At 56.4% G+C, this 19,922-nt stretch carries 16 protein-coding genes; 3 read left to right on the top strand and 13 right to left on the bottom strand.

Annotation, left to right across the window (positions count from 1 at the left end; all coding sequences use genetic code 11):
* Positions 1–89 precede the first annotated feature (89 nt).
* The 12 genes from JYE50_RS03055 to JYE50_RS03000 form a co-directional block, all read right to left on the bottom strand.
* The gene (locus tag JYE50_RS03055; protein WP_084094331.1) at positions 90–1,007 is read right to left on the bottom strand and encodes a bifunctional riboflavin kinase/FAD synthetase; all 918 of its coding nucleotides are present in this window, start codon (positions 1,005–1,007) and stop codon (positions 90–92) included.
* Between the two features lies 1 nt (position 1,008).
* Positions 1,009–1,914: a tRNA pseudouridine(55) synthase TruB gene (gene truB / locus JYE50_RS03050; RefSeq protein WP_084094329.1), complete on the bottom strand. Its 906-nt coding sequence runs from the start codon at positions 1,912–1,914 to the stop codon at positions 1,009–1,011.
* 3 nt (positions 1,915–1,917) lie between these two features.
* The gene (locus JYE50_RS03045) at positions 1,918–2,886 is read right to left on the bottom strand and encodes a DHH family phosphoesterase (RefSeq protein ID WP_283399157.1); all 969 of its coding nucleotides are present in this window, start codon (positions 2,884–2,886) and stop codon (positions 1,918–1,920) included.
* Complete coding sequence (gene rbfA / locus JYE50_RS03040; protein ID WP_084094325.1) at positions 2,870–3,253, bottom strand: 30S ribosome-binding factor RbfA; 384 nt, start codon at positions 3,251–3,253, stop codon at positions 2,870–2,872. The genes JYE50_RS03045 and rbfA overlap by 17 nt, the downstream gene beginning before the upstream one ends.
* Position 3,254: 1 nt before the next feature.
* Positions 3,255–6,074: a translation initiation factor IF-2 gene (infB, locus tag JYE50_RS03035; protein ID WP_084094323.1), complete on the bottom strand. Its 2,820-nt coding sequence runs from the start codon at positions 6,072–6,074 to the stop codon at positions 3,255–3,257.
* Positions 6,075–6,167: 93 nt separating this feature from the next.
* Entirely contained in the window at positions 6,168–6,479 is a 312-nt protein-coding gene (locus JYE50_RS03030; protein WP_084094321.1) for a L7Ae/L30e/S12e/Gadd45 family ribosomal protein, read from the bottom strand.
* Positions 6,476–6,766: an RNase P modulator RnpM gene (gene rnpM / locus JYE50_RS03025; protein ID WP_084094319.1), complete on the bottom strand. Its 291-nt coding sequence runs from the start codon at positions 6,764–6,766 to the stop codon at positions 6,476–6,478. Before rnpM ends, JYE50_RS03030 begins: the two co-directional genes overlap by 4 nt.
* A gap of 49 nt (positions 6,767–6,815) precedes the next feature.
* Positions 6,816–8,003, bottom strand: coding sequence for a transcription termination factor NusA (gene nusA / locus JYE50_RS03020; protein WP_084094317.1), 1,188 nt, complete (start codon positions 8,001–8,003; stop codon positions 6,816–6,818).
* Between the two features lie 36 nt (positions 8,004–8,039).
* Positions 8,040–8,543: a ribosome maturation factor RimP gene (gene rimP / locus JYE50_RS03015; RefSeq protein ID WP_084094315.1), complete on the bottom strand. Its 504-nt coding sequence runs from the start codon at positions 8,541–8,543 to the stop codon at positions 8,040–8,042.
* Positions 8,544–8,807: 264 nt separating this feature from the next.
* A complete protein-coding gene (locus JYE50_RS03010) occupies positions 8,808–10,835 on the bottom strand; it encodes a glycoside hydrolase family 31 protein (RefSeq protein WP_084094311.1) in 2,028 nt (675 codons plus the stop codon).
* 12 nt (positions 10,836–10,847) lie between these two features.
* A complete protein-coding gene (locus JYE50_RS03005; protein ID WP_084094309.1) occupies positions 10,848–12,875 on the bottom strand; it encodes an alpha-amylase family glycosyl hydrolase in 2,028 nt (675 codons plus the stop codon).
* 18 nt (positions 12,876–12,893) lie between these two features.
* Complete coding sequence (locus tag JYE50_RS03000) at positions 12,894–14,099, bottom strand: hypothetical protein (RefSeq protein WP_084094307.1); 1,206 nt, start codon at positions 14,097–14,099, stop codon at positions 12,894–12,896.
* A 184-nt stretch (positions 14,100–14,283) separates the two neighbouring features.
* On the opposite strand from JYE50_RS03000, the gene mnmM reads away from it, so the two are divergent.
* The gene (gene mnmM / locus JYE50_RS02995; protein WP_179138172.1) at positions 14,284–14,853 is read left to right on the top strand and encodes a tRNA 5-(aminomethyl)-2-thiouridylate-methyltransferase MnmM; all 570 of its coding nucleotides are present in this window, start codon (positions 14,284–14,286) and stop codon (positions 14,851–14,853) included.
* 68 nt (positions 14,854–14,921) lie between these two features.
* On the opposite strand, the gene JYE50_RS02990 is transcribed toward mnmM, so the two are convergent.
* Positions 14,922–16,463 carry an alanine/glycine:cation symporter family protein gene (locus JYE50_RS02990; RefSeq protein ID WP_084094951.1) on the bottom strand — a complete coding sequence of 514 codons (1,542 nt, stop codon included), beginning with the start codon at positions 16,461–16,463 and terminating at the stop codon, positions 14,922–14,924.
* A gap of 412 nt (positions 16,464–16,875) precedes the next feature.
* On the opposite strand from JYE50_RS02990, the gene JYE50_RS02985 reads away from it, so the two are divergent.
* Together JYE50_RS02985 and JYE50_RS02980 are read left to right on the top strand one after the other, a co-directional pair.
* Positions 16,876–18,702 carry a hypothetical protein gene (locus JYE50_RS02985; protein ID WP_084094305.1) on the top strand — a complete coding sequence of 609 codons (1,827 nt, stop codon included), beginning with the start codon at positions 16,876–16,878 and terminating at the stop codon, positions 18,700–18,702.
* 63 nt (positions 18,703–18,765) lie between these two features.
* A complete protein-coding gene (locus JYE50_RS02980) occupies positions 18,766–19,836 on the top strand; it encodes an endonuclease/exonuclease/phosphatase family protein (RefSeq protein ID WP_084094304.1) in 1,071 nt (356 codons plus the stop codon).
* Positions 19,837–19,922 lie beyond the last annotated feature (86 nt).

The raw sequence follows: 19,922 nt of genomic DNA, 5'->3' as shown, positions 1-19,922 counted from the left end.
CCTCTACGGTTACATAATCAATTCCGGATGTATTATACCACCTGTTTTTTATTGTATACAAGGCACAGGAAAGTCTGATTTCCGACCATCTATGCCATGTGGAACAATCTGAGGGCCTCTTCCCTGTCCTGTTCAATCTGCCGCGTCAGTTCCTCAACCGAATCGAACCGTTTTTCAGACCGCAGCATTTTCAGCAGTGACAGTCGGACCTTCTGTCCGTACAGTTCCGGACTCTCCGTCAGGATATGTGCTTCCACGGTTACCTTTCCGGAAGGAATAGTCGGCTGTATGCCGATATTCACGACTGCCGGAAGCATCTCTGTATCTGTTTCCAGCATTCCCGTATAGACGCCGAATTTCGGAAGCGCTTTCCGCTTCCATGGTTCGATGTTGGCTGTGGGAAAACCCAGTTTATGGCCCTGGTGCTTTCCCTGGGCCACTGTTCCGGTCAGCGAGTAGGTATATCCAAGCAGTTCCGATACTTTTTGCATGTCTCCGTCCTGCAGGGACCTGCGGACAAGGCTGCTGGAGATCACTGTGCCGTCCTCCAGGGTGGTCGGCGGAACGATGATCACTTTGTATCCGTGCTTTTTCCCGTCTTCCCGCAGCAGGTCGGCGTTGCCGCGGCCGTTTTTCCCGAAGGAATAATTCCAGCCGGCCACAATGCCCCGCACCGTGATCATACTGTGCATTCTTTCCAGGAACTGCTCCGGTTCCAGGTCGGCGACACTCCGGTCAAAGGGGATCAGCTCGGTTTCATCCACGCCTGCACTGAAGAGCTGTGATGCTTTCTCCGGAATCGTGGACAGCATGACAGGGGGATTATCGGGACGCAGGATTTCCAGCGGATGACGGTTAAACGTGCATACGCGAAGCGGTACGTTCAGTTCATCCGCCAGCTGCTTTGCGGTAAGCAGCAGCGCCCTGTGTCCCCGGTGCACCCCGTCAAATGTTCCCAGGGCCACAACCCGTTCTCCCGCGTTCTGCGGTTTTTGAATCACACGCATGTCAGTTCGTTTCCTCCGCTTCTTTCGGCGCGATCAGTGCTTTCCAGATAAGTTCGTTCTCCCGCCGGGCAGCGATCCCCCAGAAACGGTCTTCCAGGTAAACTCTCACCGGTTCATTTTCTTCAAGGTCTTCCGTACCGGGAACCAGGGGCAGTTTGGCCCCGTTGATCACAGGTTTTCTCAGCCTGGCAGGAATATCTGCTCTTTTCAGGTGCGCCAGGGCATAATCCGGCGGCAGCAGCCTGCTGGCCAGGGTTCCGGCTTCAGCCAGCGTTTTCGCTTCTTCCAGGCTGATGGCATTCTCAATCGTAAAGGCGCCGCTTCTTGTCCGTGTCAGGCTCCTCATATGGGCAGGGCATCCGCAGGCCTTTCCCAGGTCTTCGCATAAGGTCCTGATATAGGTTCCCCTTCCGCAGCGAACACGGATTTCAAATCCGTGATCTTTCTGTTCACTGAGCAGGTCAATACTGTCAATCCGGACCTTTCTTTCTGGTACTTCGACGGTCTCGCCGTGGCGTGCCCGCACATAGAGGGGCTTCCCGCCGACCTTGATGGCGCTGTACATGCTCGGAACCTGGATGATCTCGCCGGTCAGGCTTTGGGCGGCTTTCAGGAAAGCTTCCCTGTCCGGATAATTATCCCCTGTTTCAATTACCGTACCTGTGGCATCCTGTGTATCGGTACGGTTGCCAAAGGCACACACCGCGATATATTCTTTTTCTTTATCCGCCAGATAATCAAAAAGCCGCGTAGCTTTCCCGGTCATCACGGGCAAAACGCCTGCGGCTTCCGGATCCAGCGTGCCGGCATGACCAATGCGTTTCACACCTGTCAGCCGGCGCATAACGGCCACTACGGCCGCGCTGCTCATTCCGGTTGGTTTCTTTATGTTATAAAAACCGTTCATCGTTTATCCATTCAGTTTCCGGATCATAGCGTCCAGCACACGGCTGACCGTCTCATCCAGATCTCCGTACATAGTGATTCCCGAAGCCTGCGGATGTCCGCCGCCGCCAAACTCCTGCGCGATATCGCTGACGCAGTCAGGTTCCTTGGCCCGGAGTGAGAACTTGATGGCACCGTCTCCGCCCTCCCGGGCAAGCATTGCCATTCTTGTTCCGACCGTATCCAGTCCGAAATTCACCAGCGTATCCGCGTGTTCGCTCAGCGCGCCGCATTCATCGAAATCCCGCCGGGTCAGCTTCATCACGGCGATCCTGCAGCCTTCATAATACTGAAGGCTGTTCAGTGCCCGGCCCATGAGCAGTACCTGGGGTTTGGCGCGTTCCCTGAACAGAACCCTGTTCAGTTCAGCCAGCGGCAGCCCTTTGCCCATCAGTTCGCTCATAATCTCAAAACAGTCCGCGTTGGTTGACGCAAAGGCAAAATTTCCCGTGTCTGTGCTGATGCCGGTGTACAGACAGATAGCCATATCCCTGTCAGGTTCGATGCCCAGCGCGGCCAGCTGTTCACGGATCAGGATACAGCAAGCTGGCGCGTCACCGTCCACGCTGTTTTCCTCCATAAAGAAGGGATTCGTGGGATGGTGGTCGATCTGCGCCGTATGCCTGCACTGGGGCAGCAGCTTTGCACAGCAGCCCAGGCGCTTCTCATCACTGACATCCACCGCGAGCATCAGGTCAAAAGGACCTTCTTCGCCAGTGGGCACGCTCATCTCCCCGATACCGGGAAGAAACGCCAGCTGATCCGGTACCTTCCCGTCGCAGAACAGGCTTACGGTTTTACCCAGCTTCTTCAGCGCCAGCCTCATGGCAGCCGCGCTTCCGAGGGTGTCCCCGTCCGGATTTACATGGCTGCAGATGGCAATCGTCTGTGCATCCCGGAGCATCCGGGCAATGGCCTCAGGCTTCCTGGTCATCGCTTCCACCGGTTTTTTCCTCCGTTCCGATCGCTTCCGAAAGGACCTTGGCGATGTGGACACCGTAAGCAATATTCCGGTCATCCACAAAGATCAGTTCGGGGGTATAACGGATAATCATCCGCTTTCCAAGCGAACGGCGGATATATCCCTTTGCGTTCTTCAGGGCGTCGATCAGCCCGTCCCGGAGGTCATCCTCCAGTACGCTGACGTAAATCTTCGCATACCGAAGATCGCCGGTCACTTCCGCCCGGGTGACCGAAAAGGTTCCCGTTACGCGGGGATCGTGCAGTTCCTCACGGATGATGGCATCGACTTCCCTGCGTACTTCTTCCGATATTCTGTCTATTCTCTGGTAACTGCTCATATCAGCGCGGGATCTCCTCCATGATGTAGCACTCGACTACGTCGCCTTCCTTGATGTCGTTATGGCCTTCCAGGCTCATACCGCATTCATAGCCGGCAGCCATTTCCTTCACGTCATCCTTCAGGTGACGGAGGCTGCTCAGCTTGCCTTCGAATACGACCACGTTGTCACGCAGCAGGCGTACACCGGCATTCCGCTGTACCTTGCCGTCCGTCACATAGCAGCCTGCGATAATACCGGAACCGGTGATCTTGAACACATTCCGGACTTCCGCATGGCCCAGCAGCACCTCGCGGTACTCCGGTTCCAGCATGCCCTTCATAGCCAGTTCCATATCCTCGATCGCCTTGTAGATGACCGTGTACATCCGGACATCGACTTTCTGCTTTTCAGCGGCCTCCCGTGCGGAAGCATCCGGACGGATATTGAAGCCGATAATGATGGCGTTGAACGCGGAAGCAAGATTGACGTCGTCCTTGGTAATGGCACCTGCGGCGCTGTGCAGCACGCGGATCTTCACTTCGTCGTTGCTCAGCTTCTCCATGGCCTGCTTGACAGCTTCCACAGAGCCCTGCACGTCCGCCTTGATGATCAGGTTCAGCGTGGTGACCTTGCCAGCCTCGATGCTGGAGAACAGGTTCTCCATGCTCATCTTGGCCATGGTGGCTTCACGGCTGGCCTTCAGCTTCTCACGGCGTTCGTCAGCAACCTGGCGGCTCAGGTGGTCATCGCCCACGGCGATCATCTCATCACCGGCGCTCGGCACATCGTCAAAGCCCATGATTTCCACAGGCATGGACGGACCTGCTTCGCTCACGCGTTCGCCCTTGTCATTGATCAGGGCACGGACCTTACCGGAAGCAAGTCCCGCGATAACGCTGTCACCGACGTGCAGCGTACCGTTCTGCAGCAGCACGGTCGCCAGCGGGCCCCTGGCCTTGTCCAGCTTGGCTTCGATAATAACACCCTTGCCCAGGCGGTTCGGGTTGGCCTGCAGCTGAAGCATATCAGCCTGCAGCAGGATCATTTCAAGCAGTTCATCCACGCCCTGGCCCGTCACGGCGGAAACAGGCACGCAGATGGTCTCGCCGCCCCAGTCTTCGCACACCAGGCCGTACTGGGTCAGGTCCTGCTTAACGCGGTCGGGGTTGGCATCCGGCTTATCCATCTTGTTGATCGCCACGATCACAGGCACTTCAGCAGCCTTCGCGTGGTTGATGGATTCAACCGTCTGGGGCATAACTGAGTCATCAGCCGCGACAACGAGAACGGCGATATCGGTCGCCTGGGTTCCGCGGGCACGCATGGCTGTGAATGCCTCATGGCCGGGCGTATCCAGGAAGGTAATCTTCCGGCCGTCCACGTCCACTGTATAGGCACCGATATGCTGGGTGATGCCGCCCGCTTCGCCCGCTGTTACGCGGCTCTTGCGGATGTAGTCCAGCAGGCTGGTTTTACCATGGTCAACATGGCCCATGATGGTGACAACCGGCGGACGGGGCTGCAGGTTCTCTTCTTCATCGTCGAAGTCCTCAGCCACCAGAGCCGCTTCCGCCGTCTGCTCCTGTTTCCGTTCAAGGGTGATCTCGAAGTCGGAGCAGACAAGCTGGGCCGTGTCGAAGTCGATCTCGCTGTTGATGGTGGCCATGTTCCCCAGCAGAAACAGCTTTTTGATGATCTCGCTGGCGGACTTACCGATCTTTTCGGTCAGGTCACGAACTGTGATGGTATCGCCGGCCATGTAGGCAGTTTCGATCTTGATCGGCGCCATCATCTGCTGCGCGCTGGGTTTCTTTGCCCTGGAGCGCTTGCCGCCGCGGATGACCTCATCATCATAGCCGTTGTAGTGGGCATTCTTGCTCGCCTGCTTCCGGTTGCGGCTTACATGCTCCGGATCATGCTGGCGGATATAGTTCTTCTTGTTCGGGTCGTAGTTGGAAACCCGTTCCTTTTCCATGGGCACGGATAATTCAGGAGTACGCTGCCTGCTTCCGCCGGCACCGCCCTGGCGGTTGCCGAAACCGCCCTGCGGACGCGTTCCACCGCCCTGCTGACCGCCGGCGGGGCGGCCATACTGACCCTGCTGGCCTGCGGGACGGCCATACTGACCCTGCTGTCCGGCAGGACGTCCATACTGACCCTGCTGTCCTGCGGGACGGCCGTAGGGACCCTGCTGTCCGGCAGGACGTCCGTACTGGCCCTGCTGGCCTGCGGGACGGCCGTAGGGGCCCTGCTGTCCGGCAGGACGTCCGTACTGACCGGGCTGGCCGGGCTGACCGGCGGGACGGGCAGGCCTGGCCGGAGCCTGATTGTCTCCGGGACGGCTCATGATCTGGCCGATCGCGGGTTTCTTCGGAGCGGCAGGCCGGGTGGGATCCGGATCATCAGGCGTCGCGACGTAGGATTCCACCTTCTTCGCGGGCTTCTTTTCCTCCGGAGCGGCTGTTTCCACAGGCTTCTTTTCCGCTTCCGCGGGTTCAGCCGGCTTCTTAACCGGTTCTTCAGCCTTCTTGGCAGGTTTTTCCACGGCCGGTTCAGCTGTCTTGGCAGCTTCTTCCTTCCGGGCCGCTTCCATCATCTGCTTCTCATCATCGTCCAGCATTGTGAACGCTTTGGTGTGCGCAGACTGAGCCTTCAGCTGTTCCTGCTGGCGGCGGCGGGCTGCCTCCTCTTCGGCCTGTCGGTTCATCTCCGAATCCAGGCGTTTCAGCGCGTCAAAAAGGCCGTCCGCTTCCTTCCGGATTCGTGTGGCTTCCTCCAGGATGCCGGAGGCTTCTCCAACCAGTTCTTTCGTAGCGTCTTTCAAATTCACATTTGCCATGCGATGCTGTTTCCCTCCGCCGTTCTACGGCATTTCTTTATTCATCATGCTCTGCGCATAATGATGAGTACGCATTCTTGTGTTCTGCCGGTTTTACGCTTCCGCGTCTTCCGTCATTTCCCCGCGGATCCGGTCCGCGAAAGAGCCTTTGCTGATCCCGATGGCCATATTATCCTTACCGGTGGCCTCAGCGATCATTCCGGCAGGCAGGATCATGACCGGTACGCCTGCCTGGCTGCACATGTCCTGTGCTTTCTTCCGGCTGTTGGGGCCTGTGTCTCCGTCCAGCAGCATGATGCCGCATTTTCCGGAGCGGATCAGGATCCGGCATGCATCCATCCCCAGCGAGGCCTGTCTGGCCCTCAGGGCAAGCCCCAGCATTCCCTTCAGCTTTGTTTCATTCACGGCTGCGTTTCCCCTTCGCTGCTCAGCCGTTCCATCTCGGCCGTCAGCGCATCTGTGATCTCAGGGGTCAGGGTGATCTCCAGCTGTCTTTCAAGCTGCTTCTGCCGGATCGCGCGCCGCAGGCATTCCGCCTGCCGGCAGACATAAGCGCCTCTGCCGGAGCGTTTTCCTGTGGTATCCAGGGCAACTTCCCCTTCCGGGGTCCTCACGATCCGGATCAGTTCACGCTTTTCCTTCATTTCCCGGCAGCCAACGCACATCCGCATCGGGATCTTCTTTGGCTTCATCAGGTGTCTCCTTCAGTCCGGCTTCGGATTCCGTTTCCGGGATCCGTGATTACATGGTATCGTCGTCGCCGCCGATCTCTGCGTCATAATCCATGGTGAAGCTGTCATAGGCGGGGGTTTCCACCTGGACAAACTCAGTCATCTCACCGTTTTCATCCACCATGTCATCCATTTCGGCAGCCTGGCTCTGGCTCTTGATATCGATCTTCCATCCGGTCAGTTTCGCGGCCAGGCGGGCATTCTGTCCTTCCTTGCCGATGGCCAGGCTCAGCTGGTTGTCCGGCACGATCACGCGGAAGGCCTTCTCATCCTTGGCCTGGTAAACGCTCAGCACGTGGGCCGGGTTCAGGGCGTTGGCCACAAATTCCGCGGGATTGCTTGACCATTTGATAATGTCGATCTTCTCGCCCTTCAGCTCGGTCACGACACGGTCCACACGGCCGCCGCGCTGTCCGACGCAGGCGCCAACGGGATCGATCATCACGTCCGCGCTGTGCACGGCGATCTTGGTGCGGCTTCCGGCTTCACGGGCGATATTCTTGATTGTTACGATACCGCCGGCGATTTCCGGAACTTCCATCTCAAACAGGCGCTTGACCAGGTTCGGATGGATCCGGCTGACATAAACCTGGGGAGTGTAGCCGGCATTCTGGCTGGTCTTGTGCACTTCAAGGATATAAACCTTGATGTGGTCTCCGTCATGCAGTTCCTCACCGGGGATCATCTCATCCCGTTCCAGCACGCCTTCGGTCCGGCCCAGGTCGATATAGGCTGCCTTGGGCTCAATGCGTTCAACGATACCGGTCAGGATTTCGCTTTCCTTCTCGATGTATTCGTCATAGATCTTGCCGCGTTCCGCTTCACGGATGTGCTGGATGATCACCTGCTTGGCCGTCTGGGCAGCCACGCGCAGGAACCCGTTGGGTGTAACGTCCACTTCAGCGATGTCCCCCATCTGGTAGGAGGGGTTGATCTTCTGCGCTTCCTTCAGGCTGATCTGGTTGGTGGGATCCTCAATCTCTTCATCCTCAAGGATCAGCTTGCGGGCATATACGGAGATGCTGCCGTCCTGGCGGTTTACGGTAACGTCCAGGTTGTTGGGAGCGGTTTCGCTCTTCGGCAGGTTCTTCCTGTAAGCGGCCTTCAGGGCCTCCTCAATGGTCTTGAACAGTGTTTCCTCGGGAATCTCTTTTTCCTTTGCCAGCATCCTGATGGCTTCTATGACTTCGGATTTCATGTTGCTTTCCTTTCTCACGTCTCCGTGTTGTTCTCGTCACTGACTGTCGTCCGATTCGCTGTCTTCGGAAAGATCGACATCCTCGATTCCTTCCATGTCAACAACGGGCTTCACAAGCGCGGCAGCTTTGCGCGGGATGAGTGTCCGGCCTTCTGCCGTGTCGATTACGATGTTACCCTCCTCAAGCCCCGCGAGGACGCCGGTATAAACCTTTGTTCCCTCAATGGGCCTGAACAGCCTGATCTCGATTTCGCTTCCGAGGTTTCTTTCAAAGTCCCGGTCCGTCTTCAGTGGTCTGTCAATACCGGGAGAAGAAACCTCCATGAAATCGTAATCCACGCTGTCAGCCGCAGCCCGGACTGCCTTGTGATACGCTTCACAGTCATCCAGGCTGACACCTTCGTCCCTGTCGATGTAAAACCGCAGATACTTTCCGGTGGGTTCACGGTCCATGCAGAGATCCACCAGTTCATACCCCATTTTCTCCGCAATCGTCCGGGCTTTTGATTCAAGGCCGGACAGTGCTTCCGTTTTGGCCATCTGTCAGTCCCCCATCCTTTTCGGGCAATGAAAAAGAGCGGAAAACAAGCCCTCCATCAGCCTGCTCTGACTATACGGAAAAGATGCTCTCCGACAGTCTTCGAAGGCCTTCAGGCTGTTTCCGTTCTTTACGTTAAACCCTTCTTTCAAGGCGTAGTGCCGCTGATTAATCGTATGGAAACCATACGTCCGGAAGTATAGCATACTTCCGGACGCTTTTCAAGCCTTATTTATCAATTATTTCAGGGATTTTCCGGTATGTTTTCACACCTTTTCATACACGGGAATCTGGTCGATCGGCGCGGGGGCAGTCACAACGCGTCCGCCGTCCAGTACAGCGCCGCTGTTCAGGTCTTTCCACCGGCCCTCCGGCAGGTACACACCGCGTTCCCGCTGGTGCAGCTCAAGCACGGGTGCGACCAGGTACCTGCTGCCGAACATGTACTGGTCCTGCAGGTCCCAGCACGCGGCATCCTGCGGGAATTCAAAGAACATGGTCCGGATCAGCGGTGCGCCTGTTTCATGGGCCTCCCTGTACAGGTCACGGATATAAGCATGCATGGAAATGCGCACATCATAATACTTCCGCATAATACGGTAGTTCTCTTCGCCGTAGCTCCACAGCTCGTTGGGCTGGCCCGTATGGAGGTATCCGCCGCCCCAGTCCCTGTCATCAAGCGCCGGGATCGTGAAGGGGCCGCGGTCCCCGTGCATCCGGAGCACCGCGCTGTATACCGCGAACTGATACCAGCGGATCAGCAGTTCCCGAAAATCAGGATCGTTCACGTCGTCCGTCATGAATCCGCCGATATCCGTTGTCCACCAGGGTATACCGGCCAGGCCGATATTCAGTCCCGCCTGGAGCTGTTCCCGGAAGGATTCAAAGGTGCTGGGCACGTCTCCGGACCAGATCACATTGCCATATTTCTGGCTGCCCGCCCAGCCGCAGCGGAGCAGGTTCACCGCGTCAGTGCCCTTTCCGGCAGCCATGGGTTCGTAAAACGCGCGGGAGAACATCTGCGGATACAGGTTGCTGCAGCTCAGGGCCGGTCCCGCGAAATAGCGGTAGTTGTCAAAGTCGTATACCCCGTAATCAGGTTCTGAATTGTCCAGCCAGAATCCGTCTATGCCGAGGTCATAATAGTTCTTTTTGCATACGTCCCAGATATACTGCCTGGCCTCCGGATTGAACGGATCGATCTCAACGCAGTCACCCTGGTAATCATAGGTCTGGGCCGCGCCGCGCTCAGTCCGGATCAGCAGGCCCCGTTCCATCATCGGCCCGAAGTTTTCACTCCGCCGGTCCACGCTGGGCCATACGGACACAATCACCCGGATACCCATGCTGTGCAGTTCATCCACCATGGCCTTCGGATCCGGCCAGTAGGTTTTGTCAAACTTCCAGTCTCCCTGCACGGTCCAGTGGAAGAAGTCGATCACGATCTGGTCGATTTTGATGCCTTCCCGCTGGTACTGCCTGGCAACAGACAGCACTTCCTCCTGTGTACGGTACCGCAGTTTGCACTGCCACAGCCCCATCAGTTTTTCCGGGAACATGGGAGCGTGCCCGGTTACAGCCGAGTATTTGCAGAGGATGTCCTTCGGGTTTTCGCCGGCGCAGATCCAGTAATCCATCTGCCGGGTACTGTAGGCAACCCATTCTGTCAGGTTGTTCGCGAAGGTGGCCCGTCCCACCGCCGGATTGTTCCACAGGAATCCGTATCCCAGGGAACTGACCATAAAGGGTACGGAGATCTGGCTGTTGCGCTGGGCCAGTTCCAGCATGCTCCCCTTCAGGTTCAGGTTCGGCTGCTGATACTGTCCCATGCCGTATATTTTTTCATTTTCGTTGGGATCAAACCGGACGGTGAGCCGGTATTCGCTTCCGCCGGCGTTTCCCTTCCATTCCCGGTTCACGATCTTCAGGCAGCGGCTGGTCCGCGCGATCGTTCCGCCGTAGGAGCGGAAATATTCCCGCAGGATCAGATTTCCATCCCTGTAAAAGCTGATTACACCGGCAAAATTGACCTCAGCCCTGATCCGGCCGTTCTCAATCACCGCGTAAGGGGCCGCGTAGCCAGGCCCGTCCGCCGCGCCCTGGTCCTCACGCTGGCTGATGCTGACCCGGCAGTCTGTTTCTTCCGGCTTTTCAGTCAGGGCGAAATCAGATTCTGAATTTGTGTCATACAGATATGCCCGGACCCGAAGGGAATCCTTTCCCCAGCTTTCAATCCGCAGGGTTTCACCGCCCCTGCGCGCGGTCAGGGCATTGCCCTTTGCCTCAAAAATCATCCGAAGCCTCCGTTATTCGCCGATTCGTTCCAGCACCATGGCTGTACGGCAGGGGCTGTAGACGTTGAATCCGAGGCCCCGGCCTTCCGTATAGGCAGTCTGGTAAATATAGTCATGGTCAATCAGACCCGGGCCACCGAACCGTTTTTCATCCGTGCTCAGGATCACCTTATAGGATCCCTCTCCGGTTGTGTGGGCATGCAGGAAGAAGCTCTGCTCCGAATAGCTGTTATGGAAATTGAACACAAACAGGAGTCCGCCCCGGCTGAAGCTGATGATCTTCCGTTCCGGATCGATCCACAGGCTGACAGCAGCCGGGTCATCCAGCAGCTTCTTTTCCCCGGCCAGGCTGATCATTGCCTTGTCAAAATCGTTCAGCCACCCGAACTTCAGGTCCGGGTTGTCCACCAGCGACCACTGCCTCCGGCAGTATTTGTAACTCCATCCGTTTCCTTCCCGCGGGAAATCGATCCATTCCGGATGGCCGAATTCATTGCCCATGAAGTTCAGATATCCGTTGCCGCCCAGGCTCATCGTGTACAGCCTGATGATCTTGTGCAGTTCAATGGCCCGGTCCATGGTCAGGGAATGGTAATCCTTCATCATTCCCGTATACATTTCAGCGTCCGCCATCCGGAAAATAATGGTCTTGTCTCCCACCAGGGCCTGGTCATGGCTCTCACAGTAACCGATGATCTTTTCCTGCGGCCGCCGCGTGGTCATTTCATACCACAGGCCGTTCATATTCCAGTCCTCGTCCCGGGTATCCTTCAGCAGCTTGATCCAGTAATCAGGCTCACCCATGGCCAGCCGGTAATCAAACCCGATGCCGCCCTGCTCGATCGGCAGGCACATACCGGGCATGCCGCTCATATCCTCCGCGACAGTTGTCGCGTTCGGATTCACCTCGTGGATCAGTTCATTCGCCAGCTGCAGGTAATTCAGCGCTTCCAGATCCGTGTTGAGATTGAAGTACATATCATAATTCGTAAAGGCGCTGCCGAGGCCGTGATCGTGATAGATCATGCTGGTGACGCCGTCAAAGCGGAACCCGTCGAAGTGATATTCCTCCAGCCAGAATTTCAGGTTGCTCAGCAGGAAGTGCAGGACCTCGGTCCGCCCGTAATTGAAGAGCTTTGTGCCCCAGGCGGGATGCCAGCCTTCCCCTCCGGCGAGGAAATACTGGTCTTCGGTTCCGTCCTGCAGCTGCAGCCCTTCCCCCACGTTCGGACAGGCGTGGCTGTGCACCACATCCAGCAGCACACGGATTCCCATGCTGTGGGCGGTGTTCACCAGGTACTTCAGGTCCTCCGGCACGCCGTACCAGTGGGAAGCCGCAAAGAAGTTGGTCACCTGGTATCCGAAGGATCCGTAATACGGATGTTCCTGGATCGCCATCAGCTGCACGGTGTTGTAACCCAGGTCCCGGATGCGCGGCAGCACGTTCTCCGCGAACTCACGGTAGGTTCCGATCCCTTCCCGGTCCTGGCTCATGCCGATGTGCGCCTCGTAGATCAGAGGAGCGTCCGGTTTCACTGCTGTAAATCCCGCGTCCGTCCAGGGATATTCTTTTTCAGCATCCCATACCTGTGTGCACAGGATGCTGGTCTGTTCATCCATGACCACCTTCATGCTGTAGGCAGGAAGGCGTTCAAACCAGTTGTCCCCTTTCCTGACCCACAGCTTTACATTCTGGCCTTCCTTCAGGCTGTCCGCTCCGGGCATGGCGATTTCCCATACGCCGTTTTCCCCGCGGTCCAGGGGGTGGCTGTCCCTGTTCCACTCATTGAAATCCCCCATCAGGCGGACTTCATCCGCTCCGGGCATCCATTCGCGGAAAACCCAGCCGTTTTTTGTCCTGTGAAAGCCGAAAAACAGATATCCGTTGGCAAAGTCCTTCAGCGAGGCTGACTCGCCTACCAGCTGCCGGCGTTTGTCCTTAAACCGGTCCATCCGCAGCTCAATATCATTCCCGTAGGGTGCGAGCCAGGGATCGATCTCTGTGATCTGATAGGGTGCCTTCAGCTTTCCGATATCCATCTTCTGCTCCTCCGCCTCTTATTCGGCCTGGACCTGTTTCCCGTTCAAATCATAATAACGCGTTGACGTGAGCTGTTTGAATTCGTTGTAGAAATAACGGATTTCGCTGTATCCGCCCGGTGTTTCCGCGGCCAGGCCGTCCGTTCCCAGGAAGGTGCGGCTGACCGTTACTCCGTCTTCATCCTTTGTGTCGTGATATCCGGCATATCCCCCGGTGCACAGGGCAGGATTCCCTTCCGTATCCTGGTACATTACCTTTTCAATGCCGCCCCGCTGGTCATAGCTGTACAGGATGCCGCCAACGCCGAGGCTATTGTTCGTCCGCTTTCCCTCACTGTCCAGGAAGCTTTCCCGGATGATCCTGTCATCCTTCATTTCCCGTACAAGCGTGGCAACCCCGGAGGCATCCGTAATCACTCCGCCGGCTGCGTCACAGCGGGTCAGCTTCACAATGTTGTTTCCCTCATAAGCGTATTTTTCCTGGGCGTATCCCGCGCCCCGGTCAGTAAGCTGGCTGTTTACGTCATAGTAGGAAACGGCTGTCACCCGGCCCTGGTCATCCCGGTCCTTCACGCAGCGGAACCATCCGTCCGGTCCCGTTGCCGGCGAGCCGTCCGCATGGTCATAGCGGGTGCTCAGCACCTGGTAGCGCTTGTTCAGCTTCTGCCGGATGACCGCGAATCCCTGGACGTTGTCCACCGGTTTTCCCTTCTCATCCCGGAAGGTTTTGCTGGTCATGGTTTTATTGCTGTATTGGGTCAGCACAGACGCGTATCCGAGGGAAGGTACTGTCACCGCCCTTTTGTTCAGGCCGGTATAGGTCACCAGCTTGACGGCTCCGAAGCCTGTATAGGACATGGTCACTGCCGCGTATCCCCACCGGTTCAGTACGCGTTCACCCTTCTGATCCTGGTATTCGATCTGGATCACGTTGCCTTTTCCGTCCCTGGTCACTGCCTTGCGGTAATACCCGCCGGAAGCCTGGACAGGCTGTCCGTCAGCGTCCAGGTATTCCTCTGTTGTCAGTTCCCGTTTGTAGGTATACCGTACGGTAGTGTATCCTTCAGGTCCGGTCGCCGGCTGTCCGTTGTCATCCTGCCAGACCGTTTCAATGACTTTCCCGTTGCTTTCGATATCTCTGGAATGGATTTCCCCCGCGGCCGATGCCGCTGTGATACAAAGCGTGATAGCTGTAATAACTGTCAGAATTCGTTTCGTTCTCAATCTTTTTCACCTGTCTTGTTTTATTTCACCGCGCCGCGGCACTTCTCACATTTCGTCATGTCAGTATACCAAAAAGCCCGGATGAAAACAACCGCGTTTTGTTTGTTTCCGTATGCGTACACTTGACAAAACCGCCCGGCTTCAACATAGTAAAGACGAAATAAAAAGCAGGAGTTCACCGCTTATGAGCTACGAACTGAAGTCCGCCAGGTTCCTGGCAAAAGAAATCCTTTCGCGGGCCGTCAGTCCCGGGGATACCGTCATCGACGCGACCATGGGCAACGGTCATGATACCCTTTTCCTTTGCCAGACCGTGGGGCCGTCCGGCCGGGTATATGCCTTTGATGTGCAGGAGCAGGCTGTCGTCTCTACGGAAGCGCTGCTCCGCCGGGAAGGCGTTGCGGATCGTGCGGAGCTTTTCTGCTGCGGTCATCAGCATATGAATGAGCATGTGCATGAACCCGTACAGGCGGCGGTATTCAATCTTGGCTGGCTTCCGGGCGGTGATCACTCCGTGACCACGCACTGGGAAACCACCCGGGAGGCCGTTTCCCAGGCTTTGGATCTCCTGCAGGCCGGAGGCGTACTGGTGCTCTGTGCCTATCCGGGTCATTCGGAAGGAGACCGGGAGCGGAACGAGCTGGTTCCTTTCTTTTCCTCCCTTTCCAACAAGACCTTCAATGTGCTTCGCCAGGCCTTCCTGAACGCCGGTCCCGGCGCGCCGGAATGCTTCGTTGTCCAGAAGATGGGATAATCTAATCACTTGCAAATAGAAAAAACCATCCCCGGGCCGTTCAGCCCGGGGATGTTGTTTTTCGGAAATCAGTCGTCTTCGTCAGTGGGAGGAGCCGCTTCCTCTTCCTCCTGTATATCCTGGAAAGCGGAGTACATCGGCTCTATCTGGCGGCCGCGCAGGTGACGGTCCACATAGTTCTTTGTGATCTTCGCCACAACGCCGGACAGGGCGATCACGCCGATCAGGTTCGGGATCATCATCAGGCCGTTGAACGTGTCAGCCAGATCCCAGGCCAGGTTGTCCCCCATCACCGCGCCGCCGAACACCAGCAGCACAAAAATCACCCGGTATGGAACAGTGTTTTTCTCACCCAGCAGGTATTCACAGGCTTTCGTTCCGTAGTGGCTCCATCCCAGTACGGTAGAGAACGCAAACAGCGCAATGGATATGGCAATAAAGCCGGAGCCGATCACGCCAAACTGTTTGTTGAAAACGGTGGCAACCAGGTCATTCTTGGTCAGGTTGCTGAAGGCATCTGTCAGCACACCGGTATTCAGATCGATTATCCCGGAGGAAAGCACAGCGAAAGCAGTCAGGGTGCAGACCACGATAGTGTCAGCAAATACTTCAAAGATGCCCCACATACCCTGCTTGACCGGTTCCTTGACGTTGGAGTTGGAGTGGACCATAACAGAGGAACCGAGACCGGCTTCATTGGAGAACACGCCGCGTTTCATACCCCATTCGATGGCCAGCTTGATTCCGTAGCCCACCACGCCGCCGGCAGCCGCTTCCATGCCGAACGCGCCTTTAAAGATGGAGGAGAACACGGCACCGATCTGTCCGATGTTGATAAAGAAGATGGCGATGGTGCCGAGCATATACAGAATCACCATAAAGGGAACGATTTTCTCGGTTACGGAAGCGATCCGCTTCAGTCCGCCCACCACAACCAGGCCGACCAGAATCATCACAATCGCGCCGGTCACCCAGGTGGGAATTCCAAATACATTCTGCATGTTTCCGGAGATGGCGTTCACCTGTGTCATGTTACCGATACCGAACGCGGCGACCAGGCAGAAGAAGGAAAACAGGCCAGCCAGGATACGTCCCAGCGTCTTGCAGCCTTTTTTCGATCCAAGGCCGTCACGCAGGTAGTACATGGCGCCGCCGGACCACTCGCCCTTGGAGTTCTTGCGGCGGTAGAAGATGCCGAGCACGTTTTCGGAATAGTTGGTCATCATGCCCAGGAAAGCCATGACCCACATCCAGAAAACAGCGCCGGGACCGCCCATGAGGATAGCGCCCGAAACACCAACGATGTTGCCGGTACCCACCGTTGCGGCAAGAGCGGTGCACAGGCTCTGGAACTGGGATATGCTTTTGTCTTTTGTATGGGAAGTCACATGCTTGTCATGGAAAACAGCGCCGATGGTCTTCTTCATCCAGTGGCCGAAATGGGACACCTGGAAAACCTTCGTCAGCACGGTCATCAGGACGCCGACAAATGCCAGCAGGATCAGGGCGGGAACTCCCCAGACAACACCGTTCACGGCGTTGTTCACATTGGCAACACTGTCCAGGAATCCGCCGCCTGCTTCTTCTGCTGCAGCAGCAGATGTACACATCAGCAGCACACCCGGAAGGATCCACGGAACAGACTTTAGTCTCTTGGTCATAGTATTCCCACCCTCTCAAAAAAGATAATAGAAAATAACGTCTCCGAACCGACAGCCCGAAGACGCCTTTGTCTCTTGCGCAAAATTTTACAACCGGCTTTCTTTGAATGTCAATTCTTCAAAGCCCTGAAAACAATGAAAATACAATGATTGTTCCGTTTTCAGGTGTGTTATGCATTTGTCAGGTGTTTCACTTTCGGCTGTTTTTTACGGAAGATTTTTCCCTCTTTCATCATTCCGCACTGTTCAATACTTCATTTCGGGAGTATAATAATATGATTAAAACGGCATACAGGGGACATGAAAGAATCCGGTTTCCGGATGCCGTATCATACTATCGTTCCTGAAAGGACTTACACCGATGAATTTATGGCTCCGGCAACTGAAAAAGGATATCCCTGCCGATCTTCACACACCCGTTGAACTGGCACGTTTTGAGCTCGGTTCCGCCCTTCCCGGCCTGAAAACGGAACTCCGGGTACAGGCTTCCATGGGCGACGCTTACCGGATCGATCCGCTGGATGACGGTTCTTTCCTGCTGACCGGCGGAAGCACCGGCCTGCTTTACGCGGCCTATCGTCTGATCACAGACCGCCTCTGCGGACAGGAGATCACCCGTCCGGTATCCTCTTCTCCGAAATATGCCCTGCGGATGATCAACTGCTGGGATAACGCGGACGGCGAAATCGAACGCGGCTATGCCGGCCGGAGTCTCTTTTTCCGGAACGGGCGCCTGGACTATGACGCGGACCGGATCCGTACCCTGGGCAGGCTTCTGGCCTCCGCCGGGCTCAACGTCCTGTGTATCAACAATGTGAACGTGCATTACCCCGCGCAGCTCCTGCTGGAGGATTATCTTCCCGACCTTGCGGCGCTTGCGGATCTGTTCCGCCCCTTCGGCGTTAAACTCATGGTTTCTGTGGACTTCTCACAGCCCATGCGTCACGGGGTTGCGACCGCCGACCCGCTGGATCCCGCTGTCCGCGCCTGGTGGCAGGATACGGCAAAGCGGGTCTATGCCGCTGTTCCGGATCTTGCCGGTTTCCTGGTCAAGGCGGACAGCGAAGGCCGCCCCGGTCCCTTTACCTACGGCCGCAACCATGCGGACGGCGCCAATATGCTGGCGGAAGCCCTCCGTCCCTTCGGCGGAGTGGTAGTCTGGCGCTGCTTTGTTTATAACTGCCGCCAGGACTGGCGGGATACCAAAACCGACCGGCCGAAGGCTGCCTGGGAACACTACGCTTTCCTGGACGGCGCCTTTTCCGACAACGTCATCCTGCAGGTCAAGCACGGTCCCTTTGATTTCCAGGTCAGGGAACCCCTGAGCCCGCTCCTGCTGGGGATGAAAAAAACAAAACTGGCCATGGAACTGCAGCTGGCCCAGGAATACACCGGTCACCAGATCGACCTGTATACCATGATCCCCATGTGGAAGGAACTGTATGAGGAACTGCCGGCGGACAATATCATGTCCATTGCGGCCGTTTCCAACCTCGGTGATGACGAAAACTACACCGGTCACCCCCTGGCGGCTGTCAACCTTTATACCTTCGGCCTGCTTGCCTGGGATCCTGATGTGGACATGACGGCTGCCGTTACCCGCTGGTGCCGCCTGACCTATGAACTGGACCCCCTCCAGGAGCAGACCCTTGTTGAATTGCTGCTTTCTTCCCGCCGGACCTATGAAAAGTATACTGCGCCCCTGGGCATCGGCTGGATGGTCACACCCCATGACCATTACGGACCAAACCCCTCCGGTTATGAATATGACCTGTGGGGTACCTATCATAAAGCGGACCGGAACGCGGTCGGCATTGACCGCACCCATGAAGGCACCGGCTACCTGGATCAGTATCCGCAGTATTTCCGGGACAAATACGGTGATCCCGCGTCCTGTCCGGACCTGTTCCTTCTTTTCTACCACCGCCTTCCCTACACTTTCCGGATGCGGGACGGCCGTACGCTGATCCAGCGTATTTATGACGATCATTTTGAGGGACTGGAGGAAACCCGCGCCATGGCGGATAAGCTGTCCTCCATTGTCTTCCCGGAACCGGACGCTTCCGTGATCCGTGAACGCATGGACAAACAGCTGTACAACGCCCGGGAGTGGTGCGATATCATCAACACCTTCTTCCATCGTCTCAGCGGCATTCCGGATGAGCACGGCCGTACCATTTATGACTGATTTCACAGGCAGTTTTTCCTTCATTACCAATCCGATATTTAAACCTGAACAGGAGGTGGATTCATGAGGTTTTTCAGGAAATTACTGAAGCTGATCACTAGGATCATTCTGGCGCTTGTTCTGCTCCTGGCAGTGGTACTGGGCGTTTTCACTGCTGCCGAATACAGGCCGGCGGATACGGAGGTCATCATTCCCGACAGAAGCGTTGAAGCGGTTCTCACAACCGGCGATCCCCTTTCTGTTGTTTCCTGGAACTGCGGATACGGCGCCCTTGGTGATAATGCCGATTTCTTCATGGATGGCGGAACTTCTGTCTACACCGCGGATAAAGAGCGTGTGGATTCCAACCTGTCAGGCATCCGCGATGCGCTGAAAGCCCTGAATCCGGACCTGGTAATCCTCCAGGAAGTGGACATCAACTCTGCCCGCAGTTACGGAACGGATGAACGTACCATCCTGCGGGATGTTCTCCCCGGCGCCTCGGATTCTTTTGCCTATAACTTCAATACTCTCTTTGTTCCCTACCCTCTGCCGCCCATGGGTCATGTGGAAAGCGGCCTGTACACCCTGAGCGCCGCTACGCCGCGGACAGCGGAACGGGTTTCCCTGCCGGTTCCCTTCTCCTGGCCCATCCGTTTGTTTAACCTGAAAAGATGCCTGCTGGTCAGCCGGTTCCCGGTTGCCGGAACCGATAAGGAACTGGTGCTGATCAACCTGCACCTGGAAGCTTATGATTCCGGCGAGGGCAAGGAAGCCCAGACAAAGCAGCTGGTCTCCCTGATGCAGGAGGAATATGCGAAAGGCAATTATGTGATCGCCGGCGGCGACTTCAATCAGCGTTTCACCAACATTGACCAAAGCGCCTACCCTGTGTACGACGGAATGTGGCAGCCCGGCGTGATCGACGCGTCTGCCTTCGGCAGCGATTTTACCCTCCATATGGATAACAGCTTCCCCACCTGCCGTTCCCTGGACCGCTCCTATGCCGGTTCGGAAAAAGAAGGTTTCCAGTTCTATCTGATAGACGGATTTATCGTCTCTTCCAATGTGAAAGCCGAATCAGTCGAAACCCTGGATTACGGTTTCGTCTGCTCCGATCACAATCCCGTCCGGATGACCTTTGTCCTGGAATAAACCGGATTCTGTTTTCACCGGTGCCGGAGTTTCTCCGGCGTCTTTTTATATATCTCTGTTTCCTGATATTCACGCAATTTTCCCCT

The organism is Aristaeella lactis, from assembly GCF_018118585.1.
In the GTDB taxonomy this organism is placed as follows: Bacteria; Bacillota; Clostridia; order Christensenellales; family Aristaeellaceae; genus Aristaeella; species Aristaeella lactis.
This window is presented reverse-complemented; position numbering and strand designations above follow the sequence as displayed.

Coding starts and splice junctions, on each gene's coding strand:
- JYE50_RS03055 (WP_084094331.1), bottom strand. CDS start 1,007: ATGCGTGTGATTCAAAAACCGCAGAACGCGGGAGAACGGGTTGTGGCC.
- truB (WP_084094329.1), bottom strand. CDS start 1,914: ATGAACGGTTTTTATAACATAAAGAAACCAACCGGAATGAGCAGCGCG.
- JYE50_RS03045 (WP_283399157.1), bottom strand. CDS start 2,886: ATGACCAGGAAGCCTGAGGCCATTGCCCGGATGCTCCGGGATGCACAG.
- rbfA (WP_084094325.1), bottom strand. CDS start 3,253: ATGAGCAGTTACCAGAGAATAGACAGAATATCGGAAGAAGTACGCAGG.
- infB (WP_084094323.1), bottom strand. CDS start 6,074: ATGGCAAATGTGAATTTGAAAGACGCTACGAAAGAACTGGTTGGAGAA.
- rnpM (WP_084094319.1), bottom strand. CDS start 6,766: ATGAAGCCAAAGAAGATCCCGATGCGGATGTGCGTTGGCTGCCGGGAA.
- nusA (WP_084094317.1), bottom strand. CDS start 8,003: ATGAAATCCGAAGTCATAGAAGCCATCAGGATGCTGGCAAAGGAAAAA.
- rimP (WP_084094315.1), bottom strand. CDS start 8,543: ATGGCCAAAACGGAAGCACTGTCCGGCCTTGAATCAAAAGCCCGGACG.
- JYE50_RS03010 (WP_084094311.1), bottom strand. CDS start 10,835: ATGATTTTTGAGGCAAAGGGCAATGCCCTGACCGCGCGCAGGGGCGGT.
- JYE50_RS03005 (WP_084094309.1), bottom strand. CDS start 12,875: ATGGATATCGGAAAGCTGAAGGCACCCTATCAGATCACAGAGATCGAT.
- mnmM (WP_179138172.1), top strand. CDS start 14,284: ATGAGCTACGAACTGAAGTCCGCCAGGTTCCTGGCAAAAGAAATCCTT.
- JYE50_RS02990 (WP_084094951.1), bottom strand. CDS start 16,463: ATGTGTACATCTGCTGCTGCAGCAGAAGAAGCAGGCGGCGGATTCCTG.
- JYE50_RS02985 (WP_084094305.1), top strand. CDS start 16,876: ATGAATTTATGGCTCCGGCAACTGAAAAAGGATATCCCTGCCGATCTT.
- JYE50_RS02980 (WP_084094304.1), top strand. CDS start 18,766: ATGAGGTTTTTCAGGAAATTACTGAAGCTGATCACTAGGATCATTCTG.